Origin of the sequence: Agrobacterium vitis (assembly GCF_014926405.1) — a bacterium.
In the GTDB taxonomy this organism is placed as follows: domain Bacteria; phylum Pseudomonadota; class Alphaproteobacteria; order Rhizobiales; family Rhizobiaceae; genus Allorhizobium; species Allorhizobium vitis_H.
Window position 1 is genome coordinate 1,192,661 of sequence record NZ_JACXXJ020000003.1, and the last position, 24,512, is coordinate 1,217,172.

Annotated in this window: 25 protein-coding genes; 3 read left to right on the forward strand and 22 right to left on the reverse strand. The window is 55.4% G+C overall.

Going from position 1 to position 24,512, the window contains the following annotated elements:
- Positions 1–117: 117 nt before the first annotated feature.
- The 4 genes from IEI95_RS06630 to IEI95_RS06645 all read right to left on the reverse strand — a co-directional run bounded on the left by IEI95_RS06630 (position 118) and on the right by IEI95_RS06645 (position 5,335).
- Positions 118–921, reverse strand: coding sequence for a transglutaminase-like domain-containing protein (locus tag IEI95_RS06630; RefSeq protein ID WP_156531961.1), 804 nt, complete (start codon positions 919–921; stop codon positions 118–120).
- Positions 922–1,015: 94 nt separating this feature from the next.
- The gene (locus tag IEI95_RS06635; protein ID WP_156531960.1) at positions 1,016–1,909 is read right to left on the reverse strand and encodes a transglutaminase family protein; all 894 of its coding nucleotides are present in this window, start codon (positions 1,907–1,909) and stop codon (positions 1,016–1,018) included.
- Between the two features lie 266 nt (positions 1,910–2,175).
- Positions 2,176–3,714, reverse strand: coding sequence for a diguanylate cyclase (locus tag IEI95_RS06640; protein ID WP_156531959.1), 1,539 nt, complete (start codon positions 3,712–3,714; stop codon positions 2,176–2,178).
- A 424-nt stretch (positions 3,715–4,138) separates the two neighbouring features.
- Complete coding sequence (locus IEI95_RS06645; protein WP_156531958.1) at positions 4,139–5,335, reverse strand: aminotransferase class V-fold PLP-dependent enzyme; 1,197 nt, start codon at positions 5,333–5,335, stop codon at positions 4,139–4,141.
- 96 nt (positions 5,336–5,431) lie between these two features.
- On the opposite strand from IEI95_RS06645, the gene IEI95_RS06650 reads away from it, so the two are divergent.
- The gene (locus tag IEI95_RS06650; RefSeq protein ID WP_156531957.1) at positions 5,432–6,259 is read left to right on the forward strand and encodes an IclR family transcriptional regulator; all 828 of its coding nucleotides are present in this window, start codon (positions 5,432–5,434) and stop codon (positions 6,257–6,259) included.
- 11 nt (positions 6,260–6,270) lie between these two features.
- Here IEI95_RS06650 and IEI95_RS06655 read toward each other — a convergent pair whose 3' ends face one another.
- From IEI95_RS06655 to IEI95_RS06685, 7 genes are read right to left on the reverse strand one after another with little or no spacing between them, the layout of a single operon-like run.
- Positions 6,271–6,762, reverse strand: a complete 492-nt coding sequence (locus tag IEI95_RS06655; RefSeq protein WP_156531956.1) for a RidA family protein — start codon at positions 6,760–6,762, stop codon at positions 6,271–6,273.
- A gap of 39 nt (positions 6,763–6,801) precedes the next feature.
- Positions 6,802–8,013, reverse strand: a complete 1,212-nt coding sequence (locus IEI95_RS06660) for an amidohydrolase/deacetylase family metallohydrolase (protein ID WP_156531955.1) — start codon at positions 8,011–8,013, stop codon at positions 6,802–6,804.
- A 2-nt stretch (positions 8,014–8,015) separates the two neighbouring features.
- Complete coding sequence (locus tag IEI95_RS06665) at positions 8,016–8,897, reverse strand: ABC transporter permease (RefSeq protein WP_156531954.1); 882 nt, start codon at positions 8,895–8,897, stop codon at positions 8,016–8,018.
- Positions 8,897–9,838: an ABC transporter permease gene (locus IEI95_RS06670; RefSeq protein WP_070163424.1), complete on the reverse strand. Its 942-nt coding sequence runs from the start codon at positions 9,836–9,838 to the stop codon at positions 8,897–8,899. The genes IEI95_RS06665 and IEI95_RS06670 overlap by 1 nt, the downstream gene beginning before the upstream one ends.
- A 24-nt stretch (positions 9,839–9,862) precedes the next feature.
- Entirely contained in the window at positions 9,863–10,204 is a 342-nt protein-coding gene (locus IEI95_RS29580) for a family 1 glycosylhydrolase (protein WP_273545162.1), read from the reverse strand.
- Complete coding sequence (locus IEI95_RS06680; RefSeq protein ID WP_194416170.1) at positions 10,104–11,192, reverse strand: glycoside hydrolase family 1 protein; 1,089 nt, start codon at positions 11,190–11,192, stop codon at positions 10,104–10,106. The genes IEI95_RS29580 and IEI95_RS06680 overlap by 101 nt, the downstream gene beginning before the upstream one ends.
- Before the next feature lie 51 nt (positions 11,193–11,243).
- Positions 11,244–12,785 carry an ABC transporter substrate-binding protein gene (locus IEI95_RS06685; RefSeq protein WP_234890928.1) on the reverse strand — a complete coding sequence of 514 codons (1,542 nt, stop codon included), beginning with the start codon at positions 12,783–12,785 and terminating at the stop codon, positions 11,244–11,246.
- A 360-nt stretch (positions 12,786–13,145) separates the two neighbouring features.
- Between IEI95_RS06685 and IEI95_RS06690 the strand changes: the two genes are divergently transcribed.
- Positions 13,146–13,886 carry a GntR family transcriptional regulator gene (locus IEI95_RS06690; protein ID WP_156531951.1) on the forward strand — a complete coding sequence of 247 codons (741 nt, stop codon included), beginning with the start codon at positions 13,146–13,148 and terminating at the stop codon, positions 13,884–13,886.
- A gap of 21 nt (positions 13,887–13,907) precedes the next feature.
- Here IEI95_RS06690 and IEI95_RS06695 read toward each other — a convergent pair whose 3' ends face one another.
- Both IEI95_RS06695 and IEI95_RS29585 read right to left on the reverse strand, forming a co-directional pair.
- Complete coding sequence (locus IEI95_RS06695; protein WP_420360080.1) at positions 13,908–14,399, reverse strand: nucleoside deaminase; 492 nt, start codon at positions 14,397–14,399, stop codon at positions 13,908–13,910.
- A 2-nt stretch (positions 14,400–14,401) separates the two neighbouring features.
- Complete coding sequence (locus IEI95_RS29585) at positions 14,402–14,671, reverse strand: hypothetical protein (RefSeq protein ID WP_272950858.1); 270 nt, start codon at positions 14,669–14,671, stop codon at positions 14,402–14,404.
- Here IEI95_RS29585 and IEI95_RS29590 point away from each other — a divergent pair.
- Positions 14,591–14,815 carry a LysR family transcriptional regulator gene (locus IEI95_RS29590; protein WP_272950856.1) on the forward strand — a complete coding sequence of 75 codons (225 nt, stop codon included), beginning with the start codon at positions 14,591–14,593 and terminating at the stop codon, positions 14,813–14,815. The two genes, IEI95_RS29585 and IEI95_RS29590, sit on opposite strands and share 81 nt — an antisense overlap.
- A 62-nt stretch (positions 14,816–14,877) precedes the next feature.
- On the opposite strand, the gene IEI95_RS06705 is transcribed toward IEI95_RS29590, so the two are convergent.
- The 9 genes from IEI95_RS06705 to IEI95_RS06745 all read right to left on the reverse strand — a co-directional run bounded on the left by IEI95_RS06705 (position 14,878) and on the right by IEI95_RS06745 (position 24,437).
- On the reverse strand, positions 14,878–15,732 hold the full coding sequence (locus tag IEI95_RS06705; protein ID WP_012653512.1) for a fumarylacetoacetate hydrolase family protein: 855 nt from the start codon (positions 15,730–15,732) through the stop codon (positions 14,878–14,880).
- A 10-nt stretch (positions 15,733–15,742) separates the two neighbouring features.
- Positions 15,743–16,639, reverse strand: coding sequence for an acetoacetate decarboxylase family protein (locus IEI95_RS06710; protein WP_012653511.1), 897 nt, complete (start codon positions 16,637–16,639; stop codon positions 15,743–15,745).
- Positions 16,640–16,909: 270 nt separating this feature from the next.
- Positions 16,910–18,247: a carbohydrate porin gene (locus tag IEI95_RS06715; RefSeq protein WP_234934173.1), complete on the reverse strand. Its 1,338-nt coding sequence runs from the start codon at positions 18,245–18,247 to the stop codon at positions 16,910–16,912.
- Positions 18,248–18,574: 327 nt separating this feature from the next.
- Positions 18,575–18,880, reverse strand: coding sequence for a hypothetical protein (locus IEI95_RS06720; RefSeq protein ID WP_156531948.1), 306 nt, complete (start codon positions 18,878–18,880; stop codon positions 18,575–18,577).
- Positions 18,881–19,083: 203 nt separating this feature from the next.
- Positions 19,084–19,983: a VOC family protein gene (locus tag IEI95_RS06725; protein WP_012653509.1), complete on the reverse strand. Its 900-nt coding sequence runs from the start codon at positions 19,981–19,983 to the stop codon at positions 19,084–19,086.
- Positions 19,984–20,025: 42 nt separating this feature from the next.
- On the reverse strand, positions 20,026–20,544 hold the full coding sequence (locus IEI95_RS06730; RefSeq protein WP_156531947.1) for a flavin reductase family protein: 519 nt from the start codon (positions 20,542–20,544) through the stop codon (positions 20,026–20,028).
- Positions 20,545–20,658: 114 nt separating this feature from the next.
- Positions 20,659–22,029, reverse strand: coding sequence for an MFS transporter (locus IEI95_RS06735; protein WP_194416172.1), 1,371 nt, complete (start codon positions 22,027–22,029; stop codon positions 20,659–20,661).
- Between the two features lie 469 nt (positions 22,030–22,498).
- Positions 22,499–23,026 (reverse strand): nuclear transport factor 2 family protein, encoded by a 528-nt coding sequence (locus tag IEI95_RS06740; RefSeq protein WP_156531945.1) that lies wholly within the window; start codon positions 23,024–23,026, stop codon positions 22,499–22,501.
- A gap of 4 nt (positions 23,027–23,030) precedes the next feature.
- Complete coding sequence (locus IEI95_RS06745; protein ID WP_156531944.1) at positions 23,031–24,437, reverse strand: acyl-CoA dehydrogenase family protein; 1,407 nt, start codon at positions 24,435–24,437, stop codon at positions 23,031–23,033.
- Between the last annotated feature and the right edge of the window lie 75 nt (positions 24,438–24,512).

The following is a 24,512-nucleotide window of genomic DNA, read 5'->3' on the forward strand; positions in this document are numbered from 1 at the left end:
CGCCGAAAACTCTAGGCATCATTGATCGGCCTGCGGCAAGCGTGACATGGCAGGGCGCTGAAGACGTCAAGGTAAGACACGAGATCAAACAGCTAGCCTGCCGTTCGATACCACAATCTATAACTCGATGGTTGTCACGTCGAATTGCGTCAAGATGGCGGGGCCGAAGGCAGTTGAAAGCGCCACGTCCGTGGCATCCCGTCCGATCGCCATGAGAATGCGGCCTATCCGGGGCTTGTTGTGTCGGGCATCAACCGTATGCCAGCGACCGCCGAGATAGACTTCAAACCATGCACTGAAATCCATTGGGTTCGGATCATCAGGCACGCCGATATCCCCCAGATACCCGGTGCAATAACGCGCCGGAATATTCATGCAACGGCATAGGGTGATCGCAAGATGCGCAAAATCGCGGCAAACGCCCGTTTGATCGGTAAAACCTCCGAAAGCCGTGCGGAGAAGATCAGCCTTCTGATAGTTGAAGGTGATATGGTTGTGGACGAAATCCAGGATCGCCTTCACCCGCGGCCAACCCAAGGGGGTAAAAGAAAAGGTCTTCCAGGCGAAATCTGAAAGGCGGTCCGTATCGCAATACCGGCTGCCGAGCAGAAAGACGAGCACGTCATCCGGAAGATCCTTGATGTCGTGCTGCCACGCATTCTCAGGCACCGGATCTGGAAGACCGCTATCGTAGATCTCGAATTCCGTAGAAATCGTCGTCAGGCCCGGCGGTGCGACGATGCGGCTACAAGCATTGCCGAAGCCATCGAAATAACCCCAGGCCTCAATCGGCCGGTCGAAACTCAGGACCTGATCCTGCAGAAGATCGGTGCGACGGGATGGATGGATATTGAGCACCAGCAGCATAGCCGTCTCTTGCTGGCATTCGTAACCTATGCGAAATCCCGCGCGTATATTCATGATGAATAGGCATCCTCTGATAAAAAACTTCCGAAATGCGGGCTATGAATGTTCGTTCAGGCGGCAAAACGCTCAGGCGACCGAGCAGTTCCATCTATGCAGCAGTATCGCTCAGCTCATCGGTGGTAACGTTGACCTGGACGGACATCGTGTCGAAATCCGACGCGTCGCCATCGTAGCTTCCGGAAAGCGGCACCGCTTGTTTTGGGTCACGCGCCACACCAACACGGATAAGATCGCGGTTTCCGACAATCCCGTTGGTGGGATCGAATTCCACCCATCCGGCACCGGGAAGATAGACCTGGCACCAGGCATGGGTGGAGCCACCGCCAAGCTTGGTTGAGCCGTCGCGGTCGGGTACATAGATATAGCCCGTAACGAAACGGGCAGCGAGCCCGAGCGACCGGGCCGCTTCCATCATCAGCAGCGCAAAATCCCGGCACGTGCCACGGCGAAGCCGGAGCGTCTCAAGCGGCGTCTGCGTTCCATGCTCCAAGCGCCGGGCGTAGATGAAACTCTCGTGGATCGCATAACAAAGGGTCATCAACAGGCGACCGGTTTCGGTCGGCTGACCGATCCGCACGAACTGCCGTGTCCATCTGCCAACCTCATCGTCTGGATCCGCAAAATGCCGTTTGATTGTCCGTTCCAGGTCGACCACTTCCTCCGGGTCGTATGCGAAAGGGTAGTGGAGAGCTTCTGCATCGATCTGCAGATCCATTTCAACCTGCTGGGTATGGTCCAGGCGGATATTTGTCCCGAAGCAGAGTTCCCGCGCCTTGCCGGTAAACCCCACCAGCGCAACGCAATTGCCAAACACATCATGGATCCACCTGATGTAATCGGGTTTTGGATCAACATCCAGATGAGAACTCAGAAGTGTCTGGTCAAAACTATCCCGCGGCCGGAACATCAATCTGTGCTCGCCGAATTCGACCGGTCTCTTATACCGATATGAGGTAATATGCCGGACAGAAAATATCGTCATTCAATCGCCAAACTGGAGTAGCGGTGGCACAGGATATCGTGGAAAGCAGCACGACTGCTGTAACACGCCCCTCGCCTTATCCAGGCATTAGACTCCACTGACGGCTTTGCCGCAACGGATATTCCTAAAATTCGGAGTGTTTGCGCATCTTTGATGTGTGATGCAAACAGCAGGTGAGCGGCTGACCATCCCTTAAAATCACCTAGGTCGGGCAAGGCTTTCGCTATTGGCAAAAGCCCGGAACGTGATGTCACAGGAATAATTGATCAACGGCTGTCGGCGCGCTTGGCGACCGGAAGGAGATCAGGAGCTGTCTGGATACAGTCCCGCCCCGCCGCCTTGGCTGCATAGAGCGCCGCGTCAGCCTGCAGAAGGAGATCCGTCTTGCGCAGGCCCGGCATCGATTTCAGATTGGCGGCACCGACGCTCACTGTGACGATGCGCTTTTCGCTTCCAACATGCTCGATGGCCAGAGTACGCACGGCTGTACAAACGAGCCGAGCGACTGCCTCGGTTTCGGATATTGATGCGTTCGGCAACACGACGGTCAATTCCTCACCACCATATCGCGCCACAATGCTTCCCGCAAATGACCTAGACGTCGCATGAACCGTGTTGGCGACAAGCTGTAGACATTTATCCCCGGCGGGATGGCCATAGGTGTCGTTATAAGCCTTGAACCAATCGACATCGATAAGGAGAAGGCCAATATTGGCGCCCTGATCCTTGGCTCGGTCAAAAGCTTGATCCATGGACGCTTCCAAACCACGGCGGTTCATCAAACCAGTCAATTCGTCCGTATCCGCCAAGGCCGACAAGCGATCGTTCAACTCGTGCAACCGTGCCTCACGTTGGCAATGAAGAGTGATATCCGCGTAAACGATCATCGCCTCCCCCTCGCCCGTGACACGCGTTCTTGCCTCGATTGAACGCCCGTCGGCCAGTTGGATCAGGCGATCGCTGGGCCGGAACAGGCCTTCCACAACCCGATCGATGATAGGATCGACATCCGATTCCACGCGCGCTTCTTCATTGCGTTCGAAGGATGTCCGCAAGATTTCCCGGATGTTTTTCCCGGGCACCCTGACATCCGCCGTTTCCTTGAAGATATCGAGGTATCTTTGATTGGTGAAAACCAACACCCCATCGCGGTCGAAAAGTGCCAAGCCATCCGCCATTGTCGCGAGCGCATCGGCGAGACGGATCTGTGCCGCGGCCAAATCACTTTCAAGCCTTGTCCGCTTCATCTCCTGCGCCATGGCAACAGCGGATAACAGGGTGGCCCCAAACAAGACCACCATGAATGGACCGACCGTTACGACGATCAGGTTGCCCCAGACCTCAAAGGGACGCACGACAAAGAAGCCGGCTACGCCGCTGACTGCGACGAACAGAGCAAGTGCTGCGATCTGCGGGAAAGTCGGGATCTTGCCACGAAGCAATCGGCTTGCGACGACACCGATGCATGCAGCGGCGATGATTTGCGGGATGCCAACCGTTATCCCCATACCTCCGATCATCAATCGCCTGATAATTCCCACGATAAGCGGTGGAAAGGCCGCAATGGGGCCACCGAAGAAACCCGATATAGCGAGAAATGTATACCGGGTGTCCAGGAAAACACCTTCGGTGAAGCGAAACGGCAAGGCCATGGTCGCGAGCAACCCAACCGCCATAAGGCAGCCAAAAGCCAACGAAAAAGCGCGTGCTCCTTGGCCAGCGAGGTGTGGCCGGACGAATGTCCAGGTCGACGTTGTGATGGCAACAATTGCCAGATTCGCAAGGAGTTCAGACCAGGGATACATTCAGTGCTCGCACGGTGATGCGATATTTATATCGGACTACCCTAAACAAAGCGATAGCGTGAATGGTTAAGAAGCTCTCGACCAGGGATAGCGTTGGCGAGGGGTCCTGAAATCGAACGTTTTCTGGGTGACATCGTTACTGAGGACGGCGAAAATATCGACCTCAAGGAGGCTGTTTCCATCCTATCAAATTCAAATGGAAGTATGATCGGTAATTTTGCCGGTCATTAGAGTTTGTCAGGGAAAAGTGGAACCCGGTTTTCCCGAAACGACAAACGAAAACAAGAGAGCCTCGAGTCTGTCTGGTTCAACCTTAACCTGACAGACTCGAAAGAGTGATCGCATAAAACCCCTGAATGGTACAGTAATCCAATCCTGCGATGCCGCCTTCAGCAACTCACATTCGAACAAAGGATGGCGGTGATCAATCCGGCCAGCGCAGCATGGAATCGAAGCGATGGCGGCCCCATTCTTCATGGGGTGTGTTGATCACTTCATTCGACGCTCTCGCCTTGTCGAGTTCTTCCACCAGACGGTCACGCACGATGACCTCTTGGCCCGGATGCAGATTGCAGGGATCAAGATAGAAATAGTGATGTTCTGCCTCGTGGTCGCGAACGATGATTGGCGGATTGCCACGGGCCAGCGCGCCTGCCAGATCATAGGCGCTGATATGCGCTTCTTGCGGTGAGAGGATCACCCGCAGGCGATCCAGAGGATTGTGGGTTGGGTCTGGCTCAATCAGCGCCGTTACACCGGGGCGGCCATCCAGTGCCTCTTTCCACAGATGCAGATAGCCGGTTTCAGTGGCGCGCACGCTCGCGTGGTCGCGCTTTTCCCACGCTTCCAGCGCTGCCATGACGCCAAAGATGCTTTCCTTGCCCACTTTCATGCCACGGCCAATACCCATGTTTTGCAAATAGGCATTGCGCACCAGATCCTTGCGCCCGGCAACAATGCCCGATGTGGGGCCGCCGAGGAATTTATGGCCGGAATAAAGCGCAATATCGGCTCCCTGATCGAGGAAGATCCGAAGGTCATATTCCGATGCGGCATCGACAATCACGGGCACGCCGCGCGCATGGGCAATTTCGACAAATTCCTTCAAGTGCAGAAGGCCGTAATGCACCACATGGTGAGAAACGACATAGACGGCGGCGGCAGTGTTTTCGGTAATGGCATTTTCCATATGGTAGCGGTGCGCAGATGTTGCCTGCCCCACCAACACCACCTTGCCACCGCCCAGACGGATGGATTGATCCACCGGCGCACCGTAGCTAACGAGGTGGCCCATTTGCAGGAGCACTTCATTCTTCGTCGTGCTGATATCCGGCAGTTTTTCAATGGCCAGCAGATCCGGCCCGGTAATGGTACCTGCCACAGCAAGGCTGATGCCTGCCGAGCAAGACGCGGTGATAAAGCCCGCTTCAGCCCCGGTTAGCCGCCCAATAATAGCGCTGGCCTTGCGCTGAAGATCACTGATTTCCACAAATTGCGGCAGAATCGCTGTCATGGCGGCAATGGCCTCTGGCACCACAATGGATGCGCCAAGGCTGGTCATGGTGCCGGAAACATTGATCACTGGGCGTAGGCCGAGCTGGGTGCGAATATCGTTGGTCATAAGCTTTTCCACTTGTTGTGGGCAAAGGCCCGTCATTTCTACAATCGACAGCTATGCCGTTATAATGTAATAGCCGATCATTCAGGTAAGGATCGCATGATGGATAGCAAGGCACGCACGGTATCGGTTGCCGCAGACAGCCAGCCCGCGGAGGCCCGGGCGGAGCGGCGCTCGCGCGTCAGCGGCATGGATCGCGCCTTGCAGGTGCTGGATCATCTTTATGAAACCGGCGCTCCGGTTGGCCCTTATGCCATTGCCAAGGCGGTCGGCGCGCCTTTGTCTACCATTTACACCATCATCGATGATCTGGTGGACAAGAACATGCTGACCCGCAGTGGTGACGGGGCCATCTGGCTCGGCCCACGTCTTTACCATTATGGCCTTGCCTATTCCCGTTCGCTGGATTTCATCGGCATTGCCACGCAGGAAATGCATGATCTGTGCCGCGAAGCGGGCGAGACCGTGCAGGTGTGCGGGCGCGACAATGACCATATGCTGGTGCTGGCCATGGCCGAGGGGCCAAGCCATTTTCAGGTCGCCTCGCGGGTTGGAACCCGTGTGCCGTTGAACTGGACGGCCTCTGGCCGTCTTCTCGTTGGCCATTTGCCTGCGAGTGAGCGCATTGAGTTGTTTGCCCATTGCGCCCGCTCGTCGCCAACCGGCCGGGCGGAGATTGATGCACAAACGCTCTCCGATGCGGCGGCGCGCGCCTTCCAGCAGCGTCTGTCGATTCAGGCAGGCGAATCCGATTATGCGGTGGCCTGTATTGCCTCGCCGATTTGTGATCGGGATGGTGTGTGCGTCGCCACCATCTCCATCGTCTTGCCAGAGCAAAAGGCGTTTTCTGACGGCAATCCCTATGTGGGCCATGTTCAGGCCTCGGCGGAGCGCATTGAAAAACGCATGGGCTGGCGCGGTCACTGAGAGGGCCTTTTTCATTCGTGCAACGCCACAATCACTTCGATTTCCACGGTGATATTGCCGGGAAGCGAGCCAAACCCAACCGCCGAGCGGGCGTGCTGACCCGCTTGACCAAATACCTCCATGAACAGGTCTGAACAGCCATTGATCACCTGCGGATGATCGCGAAAATCCGGCGCGGCATTGACCATGCCCAGCATTTTAACAATTCTGCGCACGCGGCAGAGATCACCCAAGGCATCATGCATCACGGCAATCAGGTTGATGCCAGTGAGGCGGGCGTGGCGATAGGCATCTTGCGGCGTCACATCATCCCCGACCTTGCCGGAATAGAGAAAGCCATCTGCCTCGCGCGGTCCCTGACCGGATAAAAACAGCAGATTGCCTTCCCGCACATGGGTGACAAAATTGGCGATTGGCGGTGGGGATGGCGGCAGCGCAATGCCCAGAGCGGCAAGGCGCTCATAGGGTGTTGGCAATCCGGCATCGGTAGAGGGTGAAGTCATGCTCACGCGGTTTCCAGTTCTAGAATTATCAAATGTATTTCAACGCCACGAATACCCATGGCTGTGGCGCACCAGTTTGCGGGCGCGCGGAATGTAACGGCTGGCGGCAATGGCCTCACGGCCAATCACGGCATGGCGCGGCTCAAACAACTGGGTGAGACGGGCAACATCGCCATTGGAATCGGTTGCTTCGAGATCGGCATCAATCAGATCGAAAATGGTGAAATCAGCCCGCGCTCCCGGCACCAGCCGATCCTGCATCGACAGGCGGATAACGGAGGCTGGTGCATGGGTCACCGCCTCGACCACCTTCTCAAACGGCATGCCCACCGAGAGCAGTTTGGACATGGTGGTGGCCAGATCCCAGACCGGGAAATTCATCGAATGCCCATGCAGATCGGTGGAGATGGAAAAGGGCAAAAGCCCACGCTTGATCGCCGCCTCTGCCACCTTGAACGAGAAGGATGCACCGCCATGGCCGATATCCAGCCGGATTCCTTCGCCAGCGCAGCGCTCGGCGAGATTATAAAGGTCTTCGTCTTCCATAATGCTAGACCCGGCCTTGCCGTTGAAGCAATGGGTGACGACATCGCCGGGGCCTAGAATTTCCAGCACTTCATCGTAAAGTGCTGGCGGTTCGCCAACATGCACCATCATCGGAATTTTCAGGATTTTGGCGATTTTCTTGCCGAGTTTGACCGGAGTTACACCCCATGAGCCGGTAATGACATGGCTGGCGCGCACTTTCAGGCCCACGATATGCTCGCTGTTGTCCGCATAGCATTCCAGAATGCGGTCTAGATCGATATCCTTGATGTCGCGCAGTTCCGGCACGCGGTTGCAGGCCACCAGACCAATCGAGCCGAGGTTCAAGAAGGCTTTGATCCGCTCTCGTGATGGTTCAATGATATATTCGCGAAAGCCGTGAAAGTTCGCCTCTCCGGCGGAGCCTGCATCCACCAACGTGGTCACGCCGCGCTCGGCCCCGCATTCCGATGGGCGAATGGAAATATCCGTGCCGCCATGCCAGATGTGCACATGCAGATCGACCCAGCCGGGCGAGATCCATGCGCCTTTGCCATCGATGACTTCGGCCTCTTCTGTCAGGGCAATATTTTGCCCGACCTTGATGATCTTGCCATCTGCACCAATCAAAATATCGATGGCCTGCGGGGGTGTTGCCTCGCCAAAGGCCAGAGGGCGTAGGTTTTTCAACAGCAGGAGGCCCAAGCCTTGTTCCTGTGGCAGCATGGTCAAATATCCTTTTGCAGTCTTGGGTCGAGCATGTCGCGCAAACCGTCTCCGACGATCTGAAGCGACATCACAGAGAGAATGATGGCAAAGCCGGGAAACAGCGTCATCCAATCGGCCTGATCGACATATTGCCGACCAGCCGCAATCATCGTGCCCCAGGTGGGGATTTCCGGACTAACGCCAACGCCCAGAAACGACAGGCCCGCTTCGGCCAGCATGGCGCTGGCAAACAAAAATGTAGCCTGCACCAGAATGGGCGACATCAGATTGCGCAGCACATGCCGCACCATGATGTGTGTGGTGGAAATACCAAGCGCGCGGGCTGCTTCGATATAGGGTAGCTCGCGGATCACCAATGTTGAGGCACGCACAATGCGGGCCAAGCGGGGTGCATAAACCACTGAGAGGGCAATGATCACTGTGGTCAGCGATGGCCCAAGGGCCGCTACCAATGCGATGGCCAGCAGAATATCGGGAAAGGCCATCATCGCATCAATTAGCCGGGCAATCGGCGTATCCAGACGATGAAAAAAGCCTGCGAGCAGCCCAAGCGTGACGCCAATCAGCGATGACAGCACCACCACCGACGCCCCAACCAGCAGAGAGAGCCGCCCCGCATAAATCGTGCGCGAAAACACATCGCGTCCAAACTCATCGGTGCCAAACCAATAGGTTCCGCTTGGTGGTTTCAGCCGGTTCATGATCGAGAGTTTATAGGGAGAATAAGGGGCGATCCATGGTGCCAACACCGCCAGAAGCACGAAGATGGCAAGAATGCACAGGCCAATCGCCACCGTCTTGCGGCGTAAAAGGCGTCGCAGAAAACGCATGGTTTCCGATTGCGGTGGGGGCGTGCTCTCTAAGGATATGGGTTGGGTCATCAGTAACGCACCCTCGGATCAATCAGCAGATAGAGCATATCAATGGCGAAATTCACCAGCACATAGAGACCAGCAATCACCAGCAAGGCCCCTTGTATAACCGGATAATCCCGGCGCAACACGGCAGAGACCACGAGGCTGCCAATGCCGGGCAGGCCAAACACCGTCTCGGTGACAACGGCTCCCGAAATCAGCACCGCCGCCGTCAGCCCCACCACGGTGAGGATCGGGATCAAGGCGTTTTTCAGCGCATGGCGCAGCACCACATGCCGCTCCTGAAGCCCCTTGGCGCGGGCCGTGCGCACAAAATCATCGCCCAGCACATCCAGCATGGAGGCGCGGGTAAAGCGCAGGATCAGGGATGATGAGACCAGACCCAGCGCGATGGCTGGCAAGGCCAGATGATACATCCGCTCCAGAAAGCTTGTTCCCGGTCCGCCATAACCGGAGACGGGAAACAGCTGTAGTTTGACCGCAAAGAACTGCATGAGGATCAACCCAAGCCAGAAGCTGGGAATGCTGGCCGCCAGCATAGCAATGGCCGTCACCGCTTGATCGAGCCATGAGCCGCGCCGATAGGCGGCATAAATGCCAATGGGCAGCGCCAGCACGCAGGCAATCAGCAGCGCAAACAGCGTGAGGAAAAAGGTCGGTTCCGCCCGTTGCAACAGGGCTGCCCCCACAGGCATATCCAGAAAGATCGAGCGGCCCAGATCACCCGTCAACAAGGCCCCGATATAAAACACGTATTGCGAGATCAGCGATTGATCCAGCCCCAGTTTGGAGCGCAGATCGGCAACATCTTGCGCTGACGCATCCGGCCCCAGCATGACGGCTGCGGGATCACCGGGGGTGACACGCACGATGATGAACACAATGGTCACCACCAGAAACATCACCACAATCATGCCAAGCAGGCGCTTGACGATATAGCTGATCATGATCTGCCCTCTCGTCGCTTGGGATTATAGGGCATTGGCGGCAATCACATCGCTGAGCCAATGGTAGGACTGTTTGGGAATGCGTTGCAGGGTGGGGTAATCGACGTAAACCAAGCCAAACCGCTTGGAATAACCGCGGCCCCATTCAAAATTGTCCATCAGCGACCAGGCGAAATAGCCTCTGATGTCATGGCCCTCATCCAGCGCGTCCAGCAGCGCATTCAGATAGAGGTTGAAATAGGTGATGCGGTCGTTGTCGATCACCTTACGGTCTGGGCCAAGGGCATCCGGGTAGGAGGCGCCGTTTTCGGTGATGTAAATGGTTGGCTTGCCATAGCGGGCGCTGGTGTCGCGGATCTGTTCCAGAAAGGCCGCCGGATCGACCACCCAGTTGACATCGGTGAGTGGTCCCATGCCCGTGGGCGGTGCTGTTTCCGACACGCCAAAGGTTGTGTTTTTTATTCGGGCCAACAAACACCGGATTATAGTGATTGAGGCCGAAGAAATCCATTTTTTGCGAAATGGCGTCCATGTCACCCGATTGAATGAAGGGCTGCATGGCATCCGCAATCGGCTCCGGGTAGGTGCCGAGCCAGAGCGGATCAACCGTGACCCTGCGCCAGAGGCAATCGCCGAGAATCCGTGCTTCTTCATGGGCGGCATCGTCATAGTGTGGACGTACCGGACCAAGGGAAACAATATTGCCCACCTCAGCTTGTGGTGCTTCTGCCCGCACTGCTGATACCGAATAACCATGGGCAAGATTGAGTGTGTGAATGGCCTGAAGGCTGGAGGGATAGTCCTGTTTGCCGGGCGCATGACGCCCGACATTATAGGCCACCCAAGGAATCACATTCGGTTCATTGATCGGTGCAAAACGCTTGACCCGATCACCAAAATGCCTGGCGACAACGGCGGCGTAATCGGCAAAAATCTTCGCCGTATCGCGATTGCGCCAGCCGCCATTCTCTTCCACAGCGACGGGCATGTCCCAATGATGCAGGCAAATCCACGGCTCGATCCCCTCATGCAAGGCCAGATCGATCACCCGGTCGTAGAAATCCAATCCCCGTTGATTCACCTGCCCGCTGCCCGTTGGGAAAATGCGTGGCCATGCGGTGGAAAGCCGATAGGCCTTCACCCCAAGCCCGCGCATCAGCGCGATGTCTTCCGGGTAGCGGTGGTAATGGTCGCAGGCAATATCAGCGGTATCGCCATTGGTGGTGCGGCCCGGTGTGTGGCTGTAAACATCCCACACGCTGGGTCCGCGCCCATCGGCATGGACAGCACCTTCCGTTTGAAAGGCAGAGGCCGCCACGCCCCAGAGAAAATCAGGAGGAAAGGATCTCGACATGATGTATTGCTTCACTTTGAAGGGTAAGAGCCGGGAAGGGTAAGAACCGGCTTATTTCTTTGAGCTGACATTCCAGAAGTAAGGCCATGGCGATGGATGGAAGCCCTCAAGCGTCTTGGCCTTGGCCGAAAGCGCATTGAAATCACCCACCTTGAACACAGGCGCATCCTCATAGAAGGTCTTCTGAATCTCTTTGAACAGCTTCTGGCGTTTGGCCGGATCAGATTCTGCAATGAATGGCTCAATTGCCTTGGTCTTTTCTGGCGTTGACCACCAGCCGGGGTAACTATCCGACATCCAGCCGTTCAGCACAGGCTCTGGCGGGAAGGGGCCGTGGGTGATGAAAATATCCCAAAGGGCAGGATCAGCACGGCGCGTTGTCAGTGTTGCCCAATCATAGATTTGCAGATCAACCTTGAAGCCTGCGGCTTTCAGATATTCCGCTGCCACCTGCGCCATTTTATAGTGAAACTCATATTGGCGGCTGGTGAGAATGCGCACTGGCTTGCCATCATAGCCCGCCTCTTTCATCAACTTGGCGGCGGCTTCAGGGTCACCACTGCCATAGCGGGCAATGCCTTCCTTGGTGTGCCAAGCATAGCCTTCAGGATAGATCGCGCCATCAACGGCAAAGAATTCCGGGTTGCCAAAAGCGGCCAGCAACATGTCTTGCGGGTTCAATGCTACCTGAACGGCATGGCGCAGGGTCTTGCTGGTCATGATGCCCTGTTTGGTGTTCATCACAAACACAGGCGCACCGTAGGGCTTGAGCACCACGGGATCGGAGGCTTTTGAGCCTTTCAAGCGATCATAGCTCTCCGGTGCGAGAGAATCCGTGTAGTCAAACTGGCCGGAGACAGCGCCTTCAAGCCGTGTATTGGCATCCGGCACGGGAATGAAGCGGATTTCATCCAGAATGGCTTTGCGTGCGCCGCCAAAGCCGTTTGCGGCATCGGTTCTGGACACATAGCCATCAAACCGCACCAGTTGGATATATTGGTCTGGCTTGCGCTCTTTCAGCATATAGGGGCCGGTGCCGATGAATTTTGTCAAAGGATCGGCAATAGTGGATTTTGGAATGATCACCGCTGCGGAATTGTTGAAAGCCAGCAGCGACAACAGCGGCGCATAGGGCTTTTTCAGCGTGATGCGAATGGCATTGTCGCCCTGCGCTGTTACCTTGTCGATATAGGCCACAACCTGTTTGCCGCGCGATGCCGTTGCAAGCCAACGCTCAATCGAGGCCACCACGTCAGTGGAGGTCATCACCGAGCCATCATGAAATTTCACGCCCGAGCGCAAGGTGATGTCATAGGTTTTGCCCTCATCGGTAATCGTGGGCATGGTCTCCGCCAACAGCGGAATGACATTCCATTTATCATCGAAGGTAAACAGCGTTTCAAACATATGCTGTGTGGTCATACCGACCAGATCGGCGGTGGAGGCCATCGGGTCCAGTGTTGGCGGCTCGCCAATGGTGGCAACGTTGATAATCCCCCCTTTGTCCTGCGCGAGACCATGCCCCGGCAGAAGTGCGAGCCCTGGTAAAAGTGCAAATGCCAGCGTTGCCAGCAATCCCAATTTAGATTTCATGACGTTCCCCATTTATTATTCTATAATTACGCAATACAGATCATAATTAAAGACTATCGGAACATCGCGGTCTGTCAATGCCTGTTAGCAGTGATGCACGAACTCAAAACAAAAAGCCGCATTGCCCCAACGGACCGAGCAAACCGGCAAAAAGGCAGAACCGGTCTAGCGAGGAGCTTCAGCGTGTTTGGCTGAGTGTCGTTTCGGTCAGAAACGTGCGGTCAACCAAATTCGTGACAAACAAAAAGATATCTGAATCAGAAAAACCAATGAAGGCCTCCGGATTGTGCGTGCTTTTAGCTCCGTATATACAGAACCTCGAAAAATATATTTTCACGGAAATAAGATAGAAGTGTCGCGATGACAGTACGATCCCGCACCCTCGAAACCTATGAGGTTCTGCGCCACGACTTGCTCAACGGCCGCTTTATCCCTGGGTCGAAGCTCAAGATCGATACTTTGTGCCGGCAACTTGGCGTCAGCCCAGGGGCGGTGCGAGAGGCTTTGGCACGTCTGACATCAGATGGTCTGGTTGTCGCAGAGGCTCAGCGCGGATTTCATGTTACCCCGATCTCGATCGAAGATTTACAGGATTTGACCGAGGTACGGATAGAAATCGAACTTCGCTGCCTTTGCCGATCGATTGCCAAGGGGTCTTTGGCCTGGGAAGGTCATATCAAAGACATCAGCCATCAACTGCACCATACCTCGATGTCTGATCCTGATGGCAGCGATACCGTTAGTCCTGCCTGGACTGAACTTCATGCGGCATTCCATGATGCCTTGGTTCTCGCATGCGATAGTCGCTGGTGGCTGAAGCTTCGCGACTCTATGTTCTGGCAGGTCGAGCGATATAGACGCATGGCGGTCCCATTCATGAAAGAGCCCCGTCACGTTGACATTGAGCATGCTGAAATCGCTGAAGCCGTCCTGGCGCGCGACACAGAACTCGCATGTTCCCGGCTTGAAGCGCATCTACGCAAGACGAGTGATCTCCTTTTGCGTCTAGACGGCCCCTTTGAAGGCCTCTTTTCAAAACCGGGAAGCAACGTCAGTCATTCACTTTCACAAGCCGGATCGCCAGTCCCCACATCAACGTAAACCCCAGACAGTTCCCAACCATCAACGCCAGGCATTGTCATGCAATTTGGCGGCTTCCTCGCTCAGCAAAGGGCCGATAACCTCGACGCGGCGCTGGCCCGCCTCGAAAACCACACGGCATGGCAGGTCGAGTGTCGGATTTTCAGGATGATTGCCTGTCATCGCCTTCAATTGGCTCTCGCTCAAACCAAAAACCACCCGCCCAATCCCAGCCCAATAGGCCGCACCGGCACACATAGCACAAGGCTCGGCTGACGTGTACATGGTGCATTGATTCAGACGTTCGGGCGTGTAGGCTTGCGAGGCGCGGGTCATCAGAACTCGTTCTGCATGCCCCGTCATGTCGCGCGTCGGGTTATAGGCGTTTTCCTGTTCCATCAGCACCTTACCATCCGGCCCAACCAGAATAGCACCGAAAGGATGGTTGCCTGTTTCCTGGGCCCTCAGCGCGACCTTGAAGCTGAGACGAAGGAAGTATTCGTGATCGAGACCGGTCATGGGCGAAAACGTCATTGTCATACTCCTTGCAAAATCGGCTTGAAGGTGCGCGATGAAAAGTCGAATGACAAGCACAGTTTTCCGGCTTTATCGTTCGAGAAAATGAAACGGTGGGCCGCCAAATGCAACTCATCTCCTCTTCCGTAATCCTGCTGGATGCCGTTGCCCGCGCTGGTTCTTTCCGGGGAGCCGCTGAAAAACTGAATATGTCCGCCTCGGCGATCAACCGGCAGATCATCAGTCTGGAGCACGACACAGGACTGCCCTTGCTGGAAAGATTGCCGCATGGTGTGCTGCCCACAGCAACGGGGGAGCGTCGGCTGGCGGTATGTAGTTTTCGCAGGAGGAATTCAGGGCTTGAGGAGAGAGGGCCTGCTTTCTCAGCTGACATAGGGTCGTGGGGTTGCAAGGGTCTGGCCGGTTCAGGTTGAACCAGACAGACCCTAAAAGCAGGAGGAACTCAATCGGCTATCTGCCGATCAACGTTGATGGATTATCGCTCTTCGGCAACGAACCGGTTTTCGATTGAACCCAACCCGTTTACCTCGACGCGAACGACGTCGCCCGGCTTCATGAAGGTATCGGTTGCAATCCCGACATTGGACGGTGTTCCGGTTATGATGATGTCACCCGGTTCGAGAGTCATAACGGTTGAGAGATAGGAAATCTGATCCCAGATATCGTAGATCATGTCGCCCGTAGACGTGCGCTGTCTTTCCTCGCCATTCAGAGAGAGGGACAGCGTTAAATTGTGCGGATCCGGAACTTCATCCGCCGTCGTGATCCAGGGGCCGATGGGGCCGTGGGTATCAAAGCTCTTGCCGAGCGTATAGGTCGGTGAACGGAACTGCCAGTCTCTGGCGGTGACATCATTGGCAACGAAATAGCCGGCGATCACCGATTGCGCGTCTTCGCGCTTCACATGACGGCACCGCTTGCCAATGATGAAACCCAGTTCAGCTTCGTAATCGACCTTTTCGGACACGCTGGGCAGCACCACGTCGTCATAGGGTCCATTGATGCAAGTGACCTGTTTGTTGAACCACAATTGCGACTTTGGCGTCGGTATTCCTGCGGCGGCCGCTTCCTCGGCATGGGCCCTATAATTCATCCCGATGGCGAGAAACTTCCTGGGATCCGTGATTGGTGCAGCAAGCTGAACATCAGCCAGCACAAAAGAAGGGCTATCAAGCGCTTCCAAAGCCGGTCTTAATTCATCCAACCGCTCAATCAGCGCCTTCATTGAGCTTCCGCATTCACGAGCCACGGAACTCAGATCAATGATCTCAGAGCCCACGACTTTACCGAGCCGAGGCTTTCCCTCGACAATAAATCTTGCCAGTTTCATTCTATTATCCTTATTCCTGATCACCCGGCTCTACGGGACGAATGCTATTGACCGAAACGCCAATTCCCGGACCTGAGAAGGCCACCATTTCGGTTTTGACGATTTCAAAACACGGCATATCTGCCACGGCGTTGACGATATGAAAGGTTGTCGGGAGCTGTTCAAACGTTGCCTTGTGCCAGTTGAAGCTGCCCTTGGCCCGCCAGCGCTTGAACTCGTATCCGTCGAAATTGATGGCATCCGGCTTGCCCGCCCCCGGCGGTGGCGCTGGCGTCGTGATATAAGCGACGTCTGCTCCTCCACCCTGAAACGGGTTCGTCCGAGGTACGTATTTATAGTACATGGCCGCGCCACCGCCGGAACCAGGCAGGCTCGGCGGGGCATCGTCCTCTTCCATTTCACCAAGAGCAATGTCGAAAAATTTAAAGCCGAACCAGGATGCTTCGCAGGATGCGGTGGCTTTTTCCTTATCCCAGGTGATTTCCGGCATATCGCAAAACAGTTTCGGAAAGCCCATTTCATCCCGCCCAGTCAGGATCGCATCGGGAGCGCCCTCCCAGATAACCGGGCAGAAAGACCCTTCCAACCGTTCGGTCTTGCCTTGATACGTTACGGGGAAATCAATCGACAAAATGCCGTAGCCACGCCCCGCAAGCCAATAAAGATTCTTGAACCAGGCACAGGAGACACTGATGAGCGGTTCTCCGCGCAAGCTCATCCCGGGAGGCAGAAGCGCCTCTAACTTATCCGCACTGGTGCGATAGGTAATGGCCATCCATTCGGCATTCATCGTACCGGTTTCTTCCAGCGCCCACATGCCGCCGCCCGGCTTTTGCCGGGGACCTACGGCCGGCCCGAATACCGTGGGCATCCGATAGCGGAACTCCTGATTGAATTTGAACCCCATAAATCGATCTCCCATCAAATATGACAGATGCCTCTCAATGGTGACGTCACCATCCAACTGGCCTCTGATAACTGGCTACACGTCTCCGCGATCCGCGCCCGCAAAAGAGAGTCGCCGCAGATGCGCAATGCGGGTGGCATTACGACGTTTAGGGGTAAATCAGACAAGTCATAGGAACCTCCCTTCCCAATTATAAATATTTTACTTTAAAAAATATATTTTTTAAAGCCTCGTCAAGCAAAAAGGTTAAAGACTGTTCCCTGACTTTGCTTAGGGACCTCTCCGGGGAGAAAGCCCAAGGACGGTACTCAAGTCAAATGCGAGCGCCGCATAAATAACGACGCCATCCTTCTGCCTTGCGGTAGAAAAATCAGCGAAAGCAGAGTTCGGATTGATGATATAGGCCGCGCCAAAATCGAGAATGCCATTGCCAAAAACACCCGTGCTTCCATGCACGTCGAACATGAACATGTCTTTTGGCTGCTTCTGATCAACGCCTGAGAAGAATAGACGGGCATTCCGTTCATATTCAGCTCGCTTTTCACTGAGACGAATGTAGTGAAAAGAAGCACCAATTGTCGCCAGCGGATTTGCTTTCCAGAAACCAGAATACTCGATACCCGCATAAGCTTCCCATGGGTAGGAATGACCGTCACCAAAAACATGAAGCACGCCGCCGTAGACCGCCACGTTCTCTGGAAACATGCCGTTGGCAGGATCGCTCCATATGACTTTACGCGTATGTGTATAGATGGCCGCGGTTCCGCCATCGTGGGTGATCGTCTTAGTATTGGCTCCGAATGTCGGGTTTCCCCAACCGCTATTGTAAAGTGCATCTTCGTAAGGGGTTGAGCGGTAATAGACACCAGTCTCAAATTTTAATGGCTTTGCACTTTCCAGAAATGTTTCTTCATGACGAATATTGGCAACTGTTATAGCGCCTTCTGCATCCCCTGCACCCCAATTCCAACCCTCACCATGCTGCCAGTTATCTGGATTATCCTCGATTATACCAAACCCCAGCGTCGTGTTGGGGGCGAGTTTGTAAGCACCCCGCGCACCCCAGACGGAGCGCACATCGTCGGGAAGATTGAGGCTCACTCCCTGCGTCGCGTTTATACAGCTTATGCCACTGCAAAAGCCCTTGATAGAGAAGTCTCGCGCCAATCCAATACGGCCAGCTTCGACTGTCAAGCGGTCGTCCAAAAAGTCGGCCTCAAGAGAAAAACGAGCAAGAGCAGTATCAGTGACACCGACAACTGGAGGAAGAAAAGCTGTTAAATTGCCAGTGACATTGTCGTTTGGCAGATTGACCGTTTCTGCAAACTTAACCCGGAGATCCGGGGTCAGACTTCCCGTTACATCGATGAAGAACGATCCATACCCCACCTTTCGGAAGTCGAAGGAGGGCGCTCTCTGAGCGATATTGATGTAATCCAGTCGCAGATCGATCCCATTGTCATGGAGCCACCTACCAGCCTCGGCAAGCGGACCAGAATAAACAGGCGCTGGTAAAGCATCAAGATTGGGTTGGTCCTGCGCACCAATCTCTGGATCCATGGCTAACACTGAAGTCACTGTTGCAAACAGCAATGGTATAGTGATCATGTATAGAATTCGCATTATTATCCTCCCCTAAGAATCGAACCTGCTCACTCCGTTGCGTTTGGTTTGATTGACTGCTCCTCATTGCGACTGTGCTGCGGTGAAGCCTCTGACAAAGCGGTGACGCAGACTGACAAGTCGATCAGGACCACCTCCCGTATGGTCCTGATGAAGCGAAGACGGCTATGCTGATCCGACGCCGATCGCCCCTAAGTGCCGGGACCGACATCATCGAAACAATGCTCGCAACGCTGCGTATGAAAGATGAGACATAGGATGCCGAAAGATTGGCCGTCCTTTCGACCAACACCAGCGCAGCGGTCTTGGTTATCATGGCTTCGGCTGTTTCATCCGGTGAACGTCTGACAAAAGCGCGGCGCCTTCAGCGCGGCAGCGAATAACGGTCGAACACAAGGTTCCGCCCATTTCTTCAGCATGGCGATTGTTGTCGAAATGACTCTTCGTCCCAGGATTGGCGACGGCATGCGTCATCGTTCCTTGTTTCAAGGCTTTCTCCTCCTCTTCTTTTAAATGTCGCGTGCGGCCTCCCAGCGCACGCTTCTCCTCGATCGGATCAACCAGCTGAGCCGGTTGATCCGCCACCCCTCCCCGAATAGCGGGGAAGAATTTACTCAAAAGCTGCTATCCGAGGTTTCCGGACCAGCATTGTCAGCAGCAATATTAAGTCACAGCATGACGATAGGTCGTCTCCCGGATACCGTGCTCCTCAACACAAGCCCCAAGAAAATCCATCGCCGAGCCGGGTAACGGCAAAATGTATAGGCCTCGTCTTTCCCGACCGCGGCTCTGCCAATCAATCGTCCCTCGCGCTGCCCGGATCAGACCTTAGGATCAAAGGCTATGCCGGGACGCAGGAAACCGGGTGTGGGAGGCGTGCCCCAAAGATTGAGCCAGCGTCCTGCCAGACCCTCCGAGATATCCCAGGTCCGTGGCTCGTAGGTCGCGTCATTGTCAATGCGGTCAAGCTCGATGGAATTTTCCACCAGGCAACCATGCGGGTCGGCGTAATAGGTGAAGATATTGCCTCCGGCTCCGTGACGGCCCGGACCCCAAACCATCGCCCGGTCCTTGAGGGTGAGATTGTCAGCAATGGCTGCGAGATCTTCAAGAGAATGGAGATCAAAGGCATAATGGTGCAGCCCGCTTTCACCCGGCCCCATCGCGATCGTGTGATGGAAACCGTCTTCGGCGCGGTACCACCGCAAACCGTCTTCGCCCGTCATGTCCGAGAGCTTCATACCCAGCACCTTTGCGCAGAACTCGCCGAAAGCATGAGTATCGGGCGCGAATGCGTTGATATGCTCGATGCGGCGGGGTCTGGCGCCGGGCGTCGAGTAGTTATACCGGCGTGGCTGATTACGGGCGATCGGCGTATGCACCTCGAAAATCGCACCCCCAGGGGCGACGATCCGCACGGCCTTGTCGTAGTGCTTTCCAAGCGGCTTATCGTCGAGAACGGTCAGCCCGTCCGACAGGGCGCGACGCTTGACCTCGTCCACGGCGTCGGCGCTGACGGCTTCCAGGCCGCAGGCCACGGCCTTGCCATCGCCCTTGATGTAGGTGAGTTCGTGATGGCGGTCGTTGCTGGAGAGATAGACCGTATCGCCGTCCTGCTCCGTGATACGAAGGCCAACCACATCACAAATATCTTTGGCCGCACCAAGCGGATCAGGCGAGGAGATGACAACATGTCCCATCTGCCGAATTAAATAGGTCATTTTCGTTCCTTCTATTTCACATCAAGTGCCGGGCTTTTCACATCAGGTTCCGGCCGCAAAGCCACCGAAAGCACCACGGCAGAACAGCAAGGGCGGGCGATCCCGGACCACACTCAGTGTGAGCACATTGCCCATGACGAAGAGATGATCTCCCGCCTCATGCGCGCTATGCAGGGTGCAGTCGATCCAGGCGACAACGCCGTCGAAAACCGGCAGGTCAAGGCTGGAACGGCTGTGCGCAATATCCTGAAAGCGATCGGCATCCCGTTTCGCAAATCGCCCCGGAAGGTCGGATTGGTCATCGGCCAGGATATTCACGCAGAATGCGCCAGCTTTCGCGATCAACGGCCAGGTTTGCGAGCTATGCGCAGGCAAGAAACCAACAAGCGGTGGGTCCAGGGACACCGACGTGAATGAGCCAATTGTCATGCCAATCGGCTTATTGTCATGGTGCGCGGTCACAATGCAGACGCCGGTAGGGTAGTGACCCAGCGCGCGGCGAAATTCCGCCTGGTCGTGAGGGCTGAGTTGCTCAGCGGAGGCTCGTGCTTGGTTCAACATAGGATACCTCTCGTTATTGTGTCGCCAATCATGGGAAGGGTTGTTCGGGAGCGCGCCCTGATCCTGCTTTGCTGTGCAATACCGGATCATCACACCCCTTCCCCTGACCCTGGTTTACTTTCCAGAGACTTCCGCCCCGGTCGGCCATTCTGGTGGGTAATTGGGTAAAAGGGCTCCCAGCGCAACGGCAACCACTGTCAGTCCGGTCAGAATGGCAAACGGGACGAAATAGCTACCAGCCGCAGTCGCCATTGCGCTGGTCAGGAATGGCGTCAGACCGAAGGACAGTGAGCAGATTGCCAGCGTCAAACCTTGAATTTGAGCAAAGGCTTTGGGTCCGAAATAACGGGCAACCAGGAACGGGCCGAGCGCAGATTCCGCACCCGTCGCAAATCCAAGAGAGCTCATTGCCACATAGAGCAGGAAAACCGAACCGTGATTGAAATAGGCAATGGTTAAGCCGATCGGAACCATGGCAAGCAAGGGTGCGATCACCCAAGGGCGTCTGCTGCGATCAAGGATCATGCCGCCAAGAAAAAGACCGACGACCGAAGCCACGAACAAAACAGATTGCGAAAATGCGATGTCGTTGAGATCAAAACCACGTTGCTGGAAGAAATCGACGGAGTTCTGTCGGACAGTCATCGGGCCTGCAGCGGTGATCGCCAGAAAAAGCGTGATGAATATCCAGGTCTTGGTCCTGATCGCCATCTTGAGAGGTATTCCGGCTGCATTCTCCATATTCAAGTGGGACCCAGGCATGGGCAGGCGCTTGGCAGCAGACGGCTTGGCAGGTTCCGAGATGAGAAAGAGCGCTGAGGGAATGCCAAGAACAGCGATGGTTGCTGCGACGACGAAGTAGGAACCGCTCCAACCGATGCCGCCCAGTTGATGGAGGCCCGAAGCCGACCCATCACTGTTCGTCGCTCCATAAATCAACCACTGGAACAAGGGAGAAAAGAGCGCATTGGCGAAGCTTGAAAGCACCCCAACCAGTGCAAATCCGATCCCCCGATGCTCCGGAAACCAGCATGTGATGATTTTGAAAATCACGGCTAGGCTGGACATGAAGCCGAATAACGCGGCCAGGATGATCATGGGGGTCAAGATCCAGATCGTTCCGCTGACCAGCGGGATCATCGCGGTTGTCATGGCGTATAAAATGACTGCGGGTATAGCAACTGCTCTTGCCCCCCACCGATCTACCCAGGCGCCAGCAAGCGGCAGGATCAGGGGGGAGAGCAGCAATGGCAGCGCAACAAAAATCAGCAGCGCATCGGACTGCGCCCGATGGGTCTCCGCTGAGAAGGCTGCGATCACAAAAGGTGTCATAGCCGAAAGACCGGCAGGACTGATAACCATCAAGATCAGGCATCCCGCCAAAGCCATCCTGGCTTTCCTGGGCGCACCAACCAAGCTTTTGAAATATGTTCGTAATGTATTTCCCTCGAAAGGTGAAATAGTCGAAATCTGCGCCTGTTCCATGGAACATATGCCCCTTTTTAAATGCAGACGCCTGGCGATCCCTCCTCCAAAGACGGGGCTCGGCGCTGGTTTTATTGTCGATGATTGCGGCTGTCTGTTTCCTATCAATAAGAGATTATCTGCCCACTCCATCGGGCCGCTCAGCTGGCAAGCTCATCCCAGCCAGCGCGGGATGGTGTGTTGGACTTAGCGCCAAATGAGTTCGATCAGACACACTCGCGACATGTGTTCACGGGAGTGTGCAAACCTGCTGATTTCCTTAGTCTAGAGCGCGCCTTGCACGATTGCTGGAACCGAAGCCGTGGTGCAAATTATGCAGGGCTTATGCGTGCTGGAATGAGTTTGCGTGCCTTATCAAACGCAACACCCAACAGTGGTTGCCAATAGAAACTGGCAACCGTCCTCTCTAAAAGGCCATCTCCAACAAAGAGCCCGAACAACTGCCTGGCTCAAATCAACCTGACAGACTTTAGTGTGGGGGCTTTGGCGGTATCATGGGTGCGCCCATCTTCTGGAAGGCACTCCAATGCTCACGCAGCTTTCCATTCCGCACCCGAAAAACGGTGAGAATATACCAATCGTAGGTTTGCCCTGGGGCAGTAGGATCAGGCATCGGATGCTTCATCATCACGCATCCCAACTCCCCCTCGACGACGACGCTGACCACCGGAGGCGCCGGACCTCTATCCACCGGCACTTTTTTGAAATACTCGATCAGATTGGCCAACCCATTACCGTTCGCATTCGGATCATGCTGAATATAGTCGTTGTCGGCATATTTCGTCATGATCTCGACGACATTCTCTTCGACCGCCTTGGCGCGCACCATCTTGGCAAGGTCGACCTGAAAATCGACAAGAAGGCGCTTTTTTGCAGCCACTTCCGGTGACGGCGATGCCGACACGGCCGCAATATAATCCTCCCTGTCCAGCCAGGTTTCATAAAGTTTCGGCTCGTGAATATGAGCGACACCGTCAATAATCGTGAAATCGCTCATATACTTAAGACCCCTTCGCTTCCAGATTAACGCGTTCCGGCACGGCACCGGCAAACATTGGGAAAGGTGTAATGCCCAGGAGACGCCGACCATTCACCTCCGCTTGAGGATCAAGCCGAACGGCACCGTGGGATGCCAGTACACGAACGTCACGGACAAAGCGCTGGATAGGGTTGCTGAGCGACATGGTCGATGACCCAAGCGTCTTCTGCAGCAGGTTAATGGCGTCTTCGCAAAGGCTTGCAACGTAAGCGAGGGTCAAGCTGATCTCGGAGTCCTCGTCATGGGTAAAGTCTTGACCCTCCGCTGTCCGGGCATCGACCTGGTCTGCATAGCTCTCAATTGTCGCCTGGGCGACCTTGATCATGGCAAGAGCCTTGCCAGCAGCAACTTGCGCCGACGCCATGTCCGAGATTGTCGGATACGGAAGTGAAAAAGGCGGACGCTTCTTGGCCTGCTCCGCAAAACACGAAAGTGCTCCACGCGCCATACCGAGCGCAATCGACATATCACACAAGGACACGGTCACCAGATTGGCAAGCCCGCGCTGCTGATATCCAAAGCCCTGGTATCGCGTATGCAATTGCTGGAAACGCAGAGGATATTGGCTCAGATCGAGAAACCGACGATCAGGCACAAAGACTTCTTCCTTGATGGCAAGGCTATTGCTGGCACTGCCAGACAAGCCCATGACGTGCCAGTCGTCCAAAATCTCATATTTCGAACGGTCAACGACAACAACGCCGCGCCCAGTACCACCAGCAACCTTCGGATCATATTCTATGCCCAGCATCGCCCATTTGGCGTGCTTGCACCCGCTACCGAATGCCCAGCGACCCTTGACCATCCAGCCGCCTTCGACTTTGCGACCTTCTCCGACTTTCGTCGCAAAAACGGACGCGCCGACAACGGTAGGGCCAGCCCAACCTCGGGTATCTTCAAGAACTTCTCCAACAACCTCGCCCTCAAGGGCCAGCAGGTTCTTCACTCCAACGGCGACGAAACCAGCCCAGCCAGCCGATCCATCCGCCTCGCCCAGCGTGGCGATAATCTCGACCAGATCCCGCGCACCAAGGGCATATCCGCCCCATTCAGCAGGCATGGCCATCTTGTAGATACCGATATCGCTGAGCGCCTTGAGAACATCCGGCGTCAAGGCGCCAATCTTCTCGCCTTCGCGCGCCTGCTCCCGAATAAGGGGAATAAGCGCCCGGGCCTTATCGCGGATATCACGACCCTTATCGGTCAACCATTTCGACTCGACAGGCGCTGAAGGCACTGCGGGCGACATTGGGGGAAGGCCAGACATGGGCGGCAAACCGGGCATGGGTGGCATGCCTGGAGCGGGCTGCCCACTGGGCGCGGGCGGCAGGCCGGGCATAAGCGACAAGTCACTAGAAAGAGCGGACATCCTTGAATTACCTCCATATTTCCAAGACGTGATGCTGTTCTAAACGGTACAGTACAGTTATGTCAATTGATTTTT

What these genes read in the sequence shown, in the direction of transcription:
- IEI95_RS06630 (WP_156531961.1), bottom strand. Translation starts at nt 921, where the DNA reads ATGAATATACGCGCGGGATTTCGCATAGGTTACGAATGCCAGCAAGAG.
- IEI95_RS06635 (WP_156531960.1), bottom strand. Translation starts at nt 1,909, where the DNA reads ATGACGATATTTTCTGTCCGGCATATTACCTCATATCGGTATAAGAGA.
- IEI95_RS06640 (WP_156531959.1), bottom strand. Translation starts at nt 3,714, where the DNA reads ATGTATCCCTGGTCTGAACTCCTTGCGAATCTGGCAATTGTTGCCATC.
- IEI95_RS06645 (WP_156531958.1), bottom strand. Translation starts at nt 5,335, where the DNA reads ATGACCAACGATATTCGCACCCAGCTCGGCCTACGCCCAGTGATCAAT.
- IEI95_RS06650 (WP_156531957.1), top strand. Translation starts at nt 5,432, where the DNA reads ATGATGGATAGCAAGGCACGCACGGTATCGGTTGCCGCAGACAGCCAG.
- IEI95_RS06655 (WP_156531956.1), bottom strand. Translation starts at nt 6,762, where the DNA reads ATGACTTCACCCTCTACCGATGCCGGATTGCCAACACCCTATGAGCGC.
- IEI95_RS06660 (WP_156531955.1), bottom strand. Translation starts at nt 8,013, where the DNA reads ATGCTGCCACAGGAACAAGGCTTGGGCCTCCTGCTGTTGAAAAACCTA.
- IEI95_RS06665 (WP_156531954.1), bottom strand. Translation starts at nt 8,897, where the DNA reads ATGACCCAACCCATATCCTTAGAGAGCACGCCCCCACCGCAATCGGAA.
- IEI95_RS06670 (WP_070163424.1), bottom strand. Translation starts at nt 9,838, where the DNA reads ATGATCAGCTATATCGTCAAGCGCCTGCTTGGCATGATTGTGGTGATG.
- IEI95_RS06680 (WP_194416170.1), bottom strand. Translation starts at nt 11,192, where the DNA reads ATGTCGAGATCCTTTCCTCCTGATTTTCTCTGGGGCGTGGCGGCCTCT.
- IEI95_RS06685 (WP_234890928.1), bottom strand. Translation starts at nt 12,785, where the DNA reads ATGAAATCTAAATTGGGATTGCTGGCAACGCTGGCATTTGCACTTTTA.
- IEI95_RS06690 (WP_156531951.1), top strand. Translation starts at nt 13,146, where the DNA reads ATGACAGTACGATCCCGCACCCTCGAAACCTATGAGGTTCTGCGCCAC.
- IEI95_RS06695 (WP_420360080.1), bottom strand. Translation starts at nt 14,399, where the DNA reads ATGACGTTTTCGCCCATGACCGGTCTCGATCACGAATACTTCCTTCGT.
- IEI95_RS29590 (WP_272950856.1), top strand. Translation starts at nt 14,591, where the DNA reads ATGTCCGCCTCGGCGATCAACCGGCAGATCATCAGTCTGGAGCACGAC.
- IEI95_RS29585 (WP_272950858.1), bottom strand. Translation starts at nt 14,671, where the DNA reads ATGCGGCAATCTTTCCAGCAAGGGCAGTCCTGTGTCGTGCTCCAGACT.
- IEI95_RS06705 (WP_012653512.1), bottom strand. Translation starts at nt 15,732, where the DNA reads ATGAAACTGGCAAGATTTATTGTCGAGGGAAAGCCTCGGCTCGGTAAA.
- IEI95_RS06710 (WP_012653511.1), bottom strand. Translation starts at nt 16,639, where the DNA reads ATGGGGTTCAAATTCAATCAGGAGTTCCGCTATCGGATGCCCACGGTA.
- IEI95_RS06715 (WP_234934173.1), bottom strand. Translation starts at nt 18,247, where the DNA reads ATGATCACTATACCATTGCTGTTTGCAACAGTGACTTCAGTGTTAGCC.
- IEI95_RS06725 (WP_012653509.1), bottom strand. Translation starts at nt 19,983, where the DNA reads ATGACCTATTTAATTCGGCAGATGGGACATGTTGTCATCTCCTCGCCT.
- IEI95_RS06730 (WP_156531947.1), bottom strand. Translation starts at nt 20,544, where the DNA reads ATGTTGAACCAAGCACGAGCCTCCGCTGAGCAACTCAGCCCTCACGAC.
- IEI95_RS06735 (WP_194416172.1), bottom strand. Translation starts at nt 22,029, where the DNA reads ATGGAACAGGCGCAGATTTCGACTATTTCACCTTTCGAGGGAAATACA.
- IEI95_RS06740 (WP_156531945.1), bottom strand. Translation starts at nt 23,026, where the DNA reads ATGAGCGATTTCACGATTATTGACGGTGTCGCTCATATTCACGAGCCG.
- IEI95_RS06745 (WP_156531944.1), bottom strand. Translation starts at nt 24,437, where the DNA reads ATGTCCGCTCTTTCTAGTGACTTGTCGCTTATGCCCGGCCTGCCGCCC.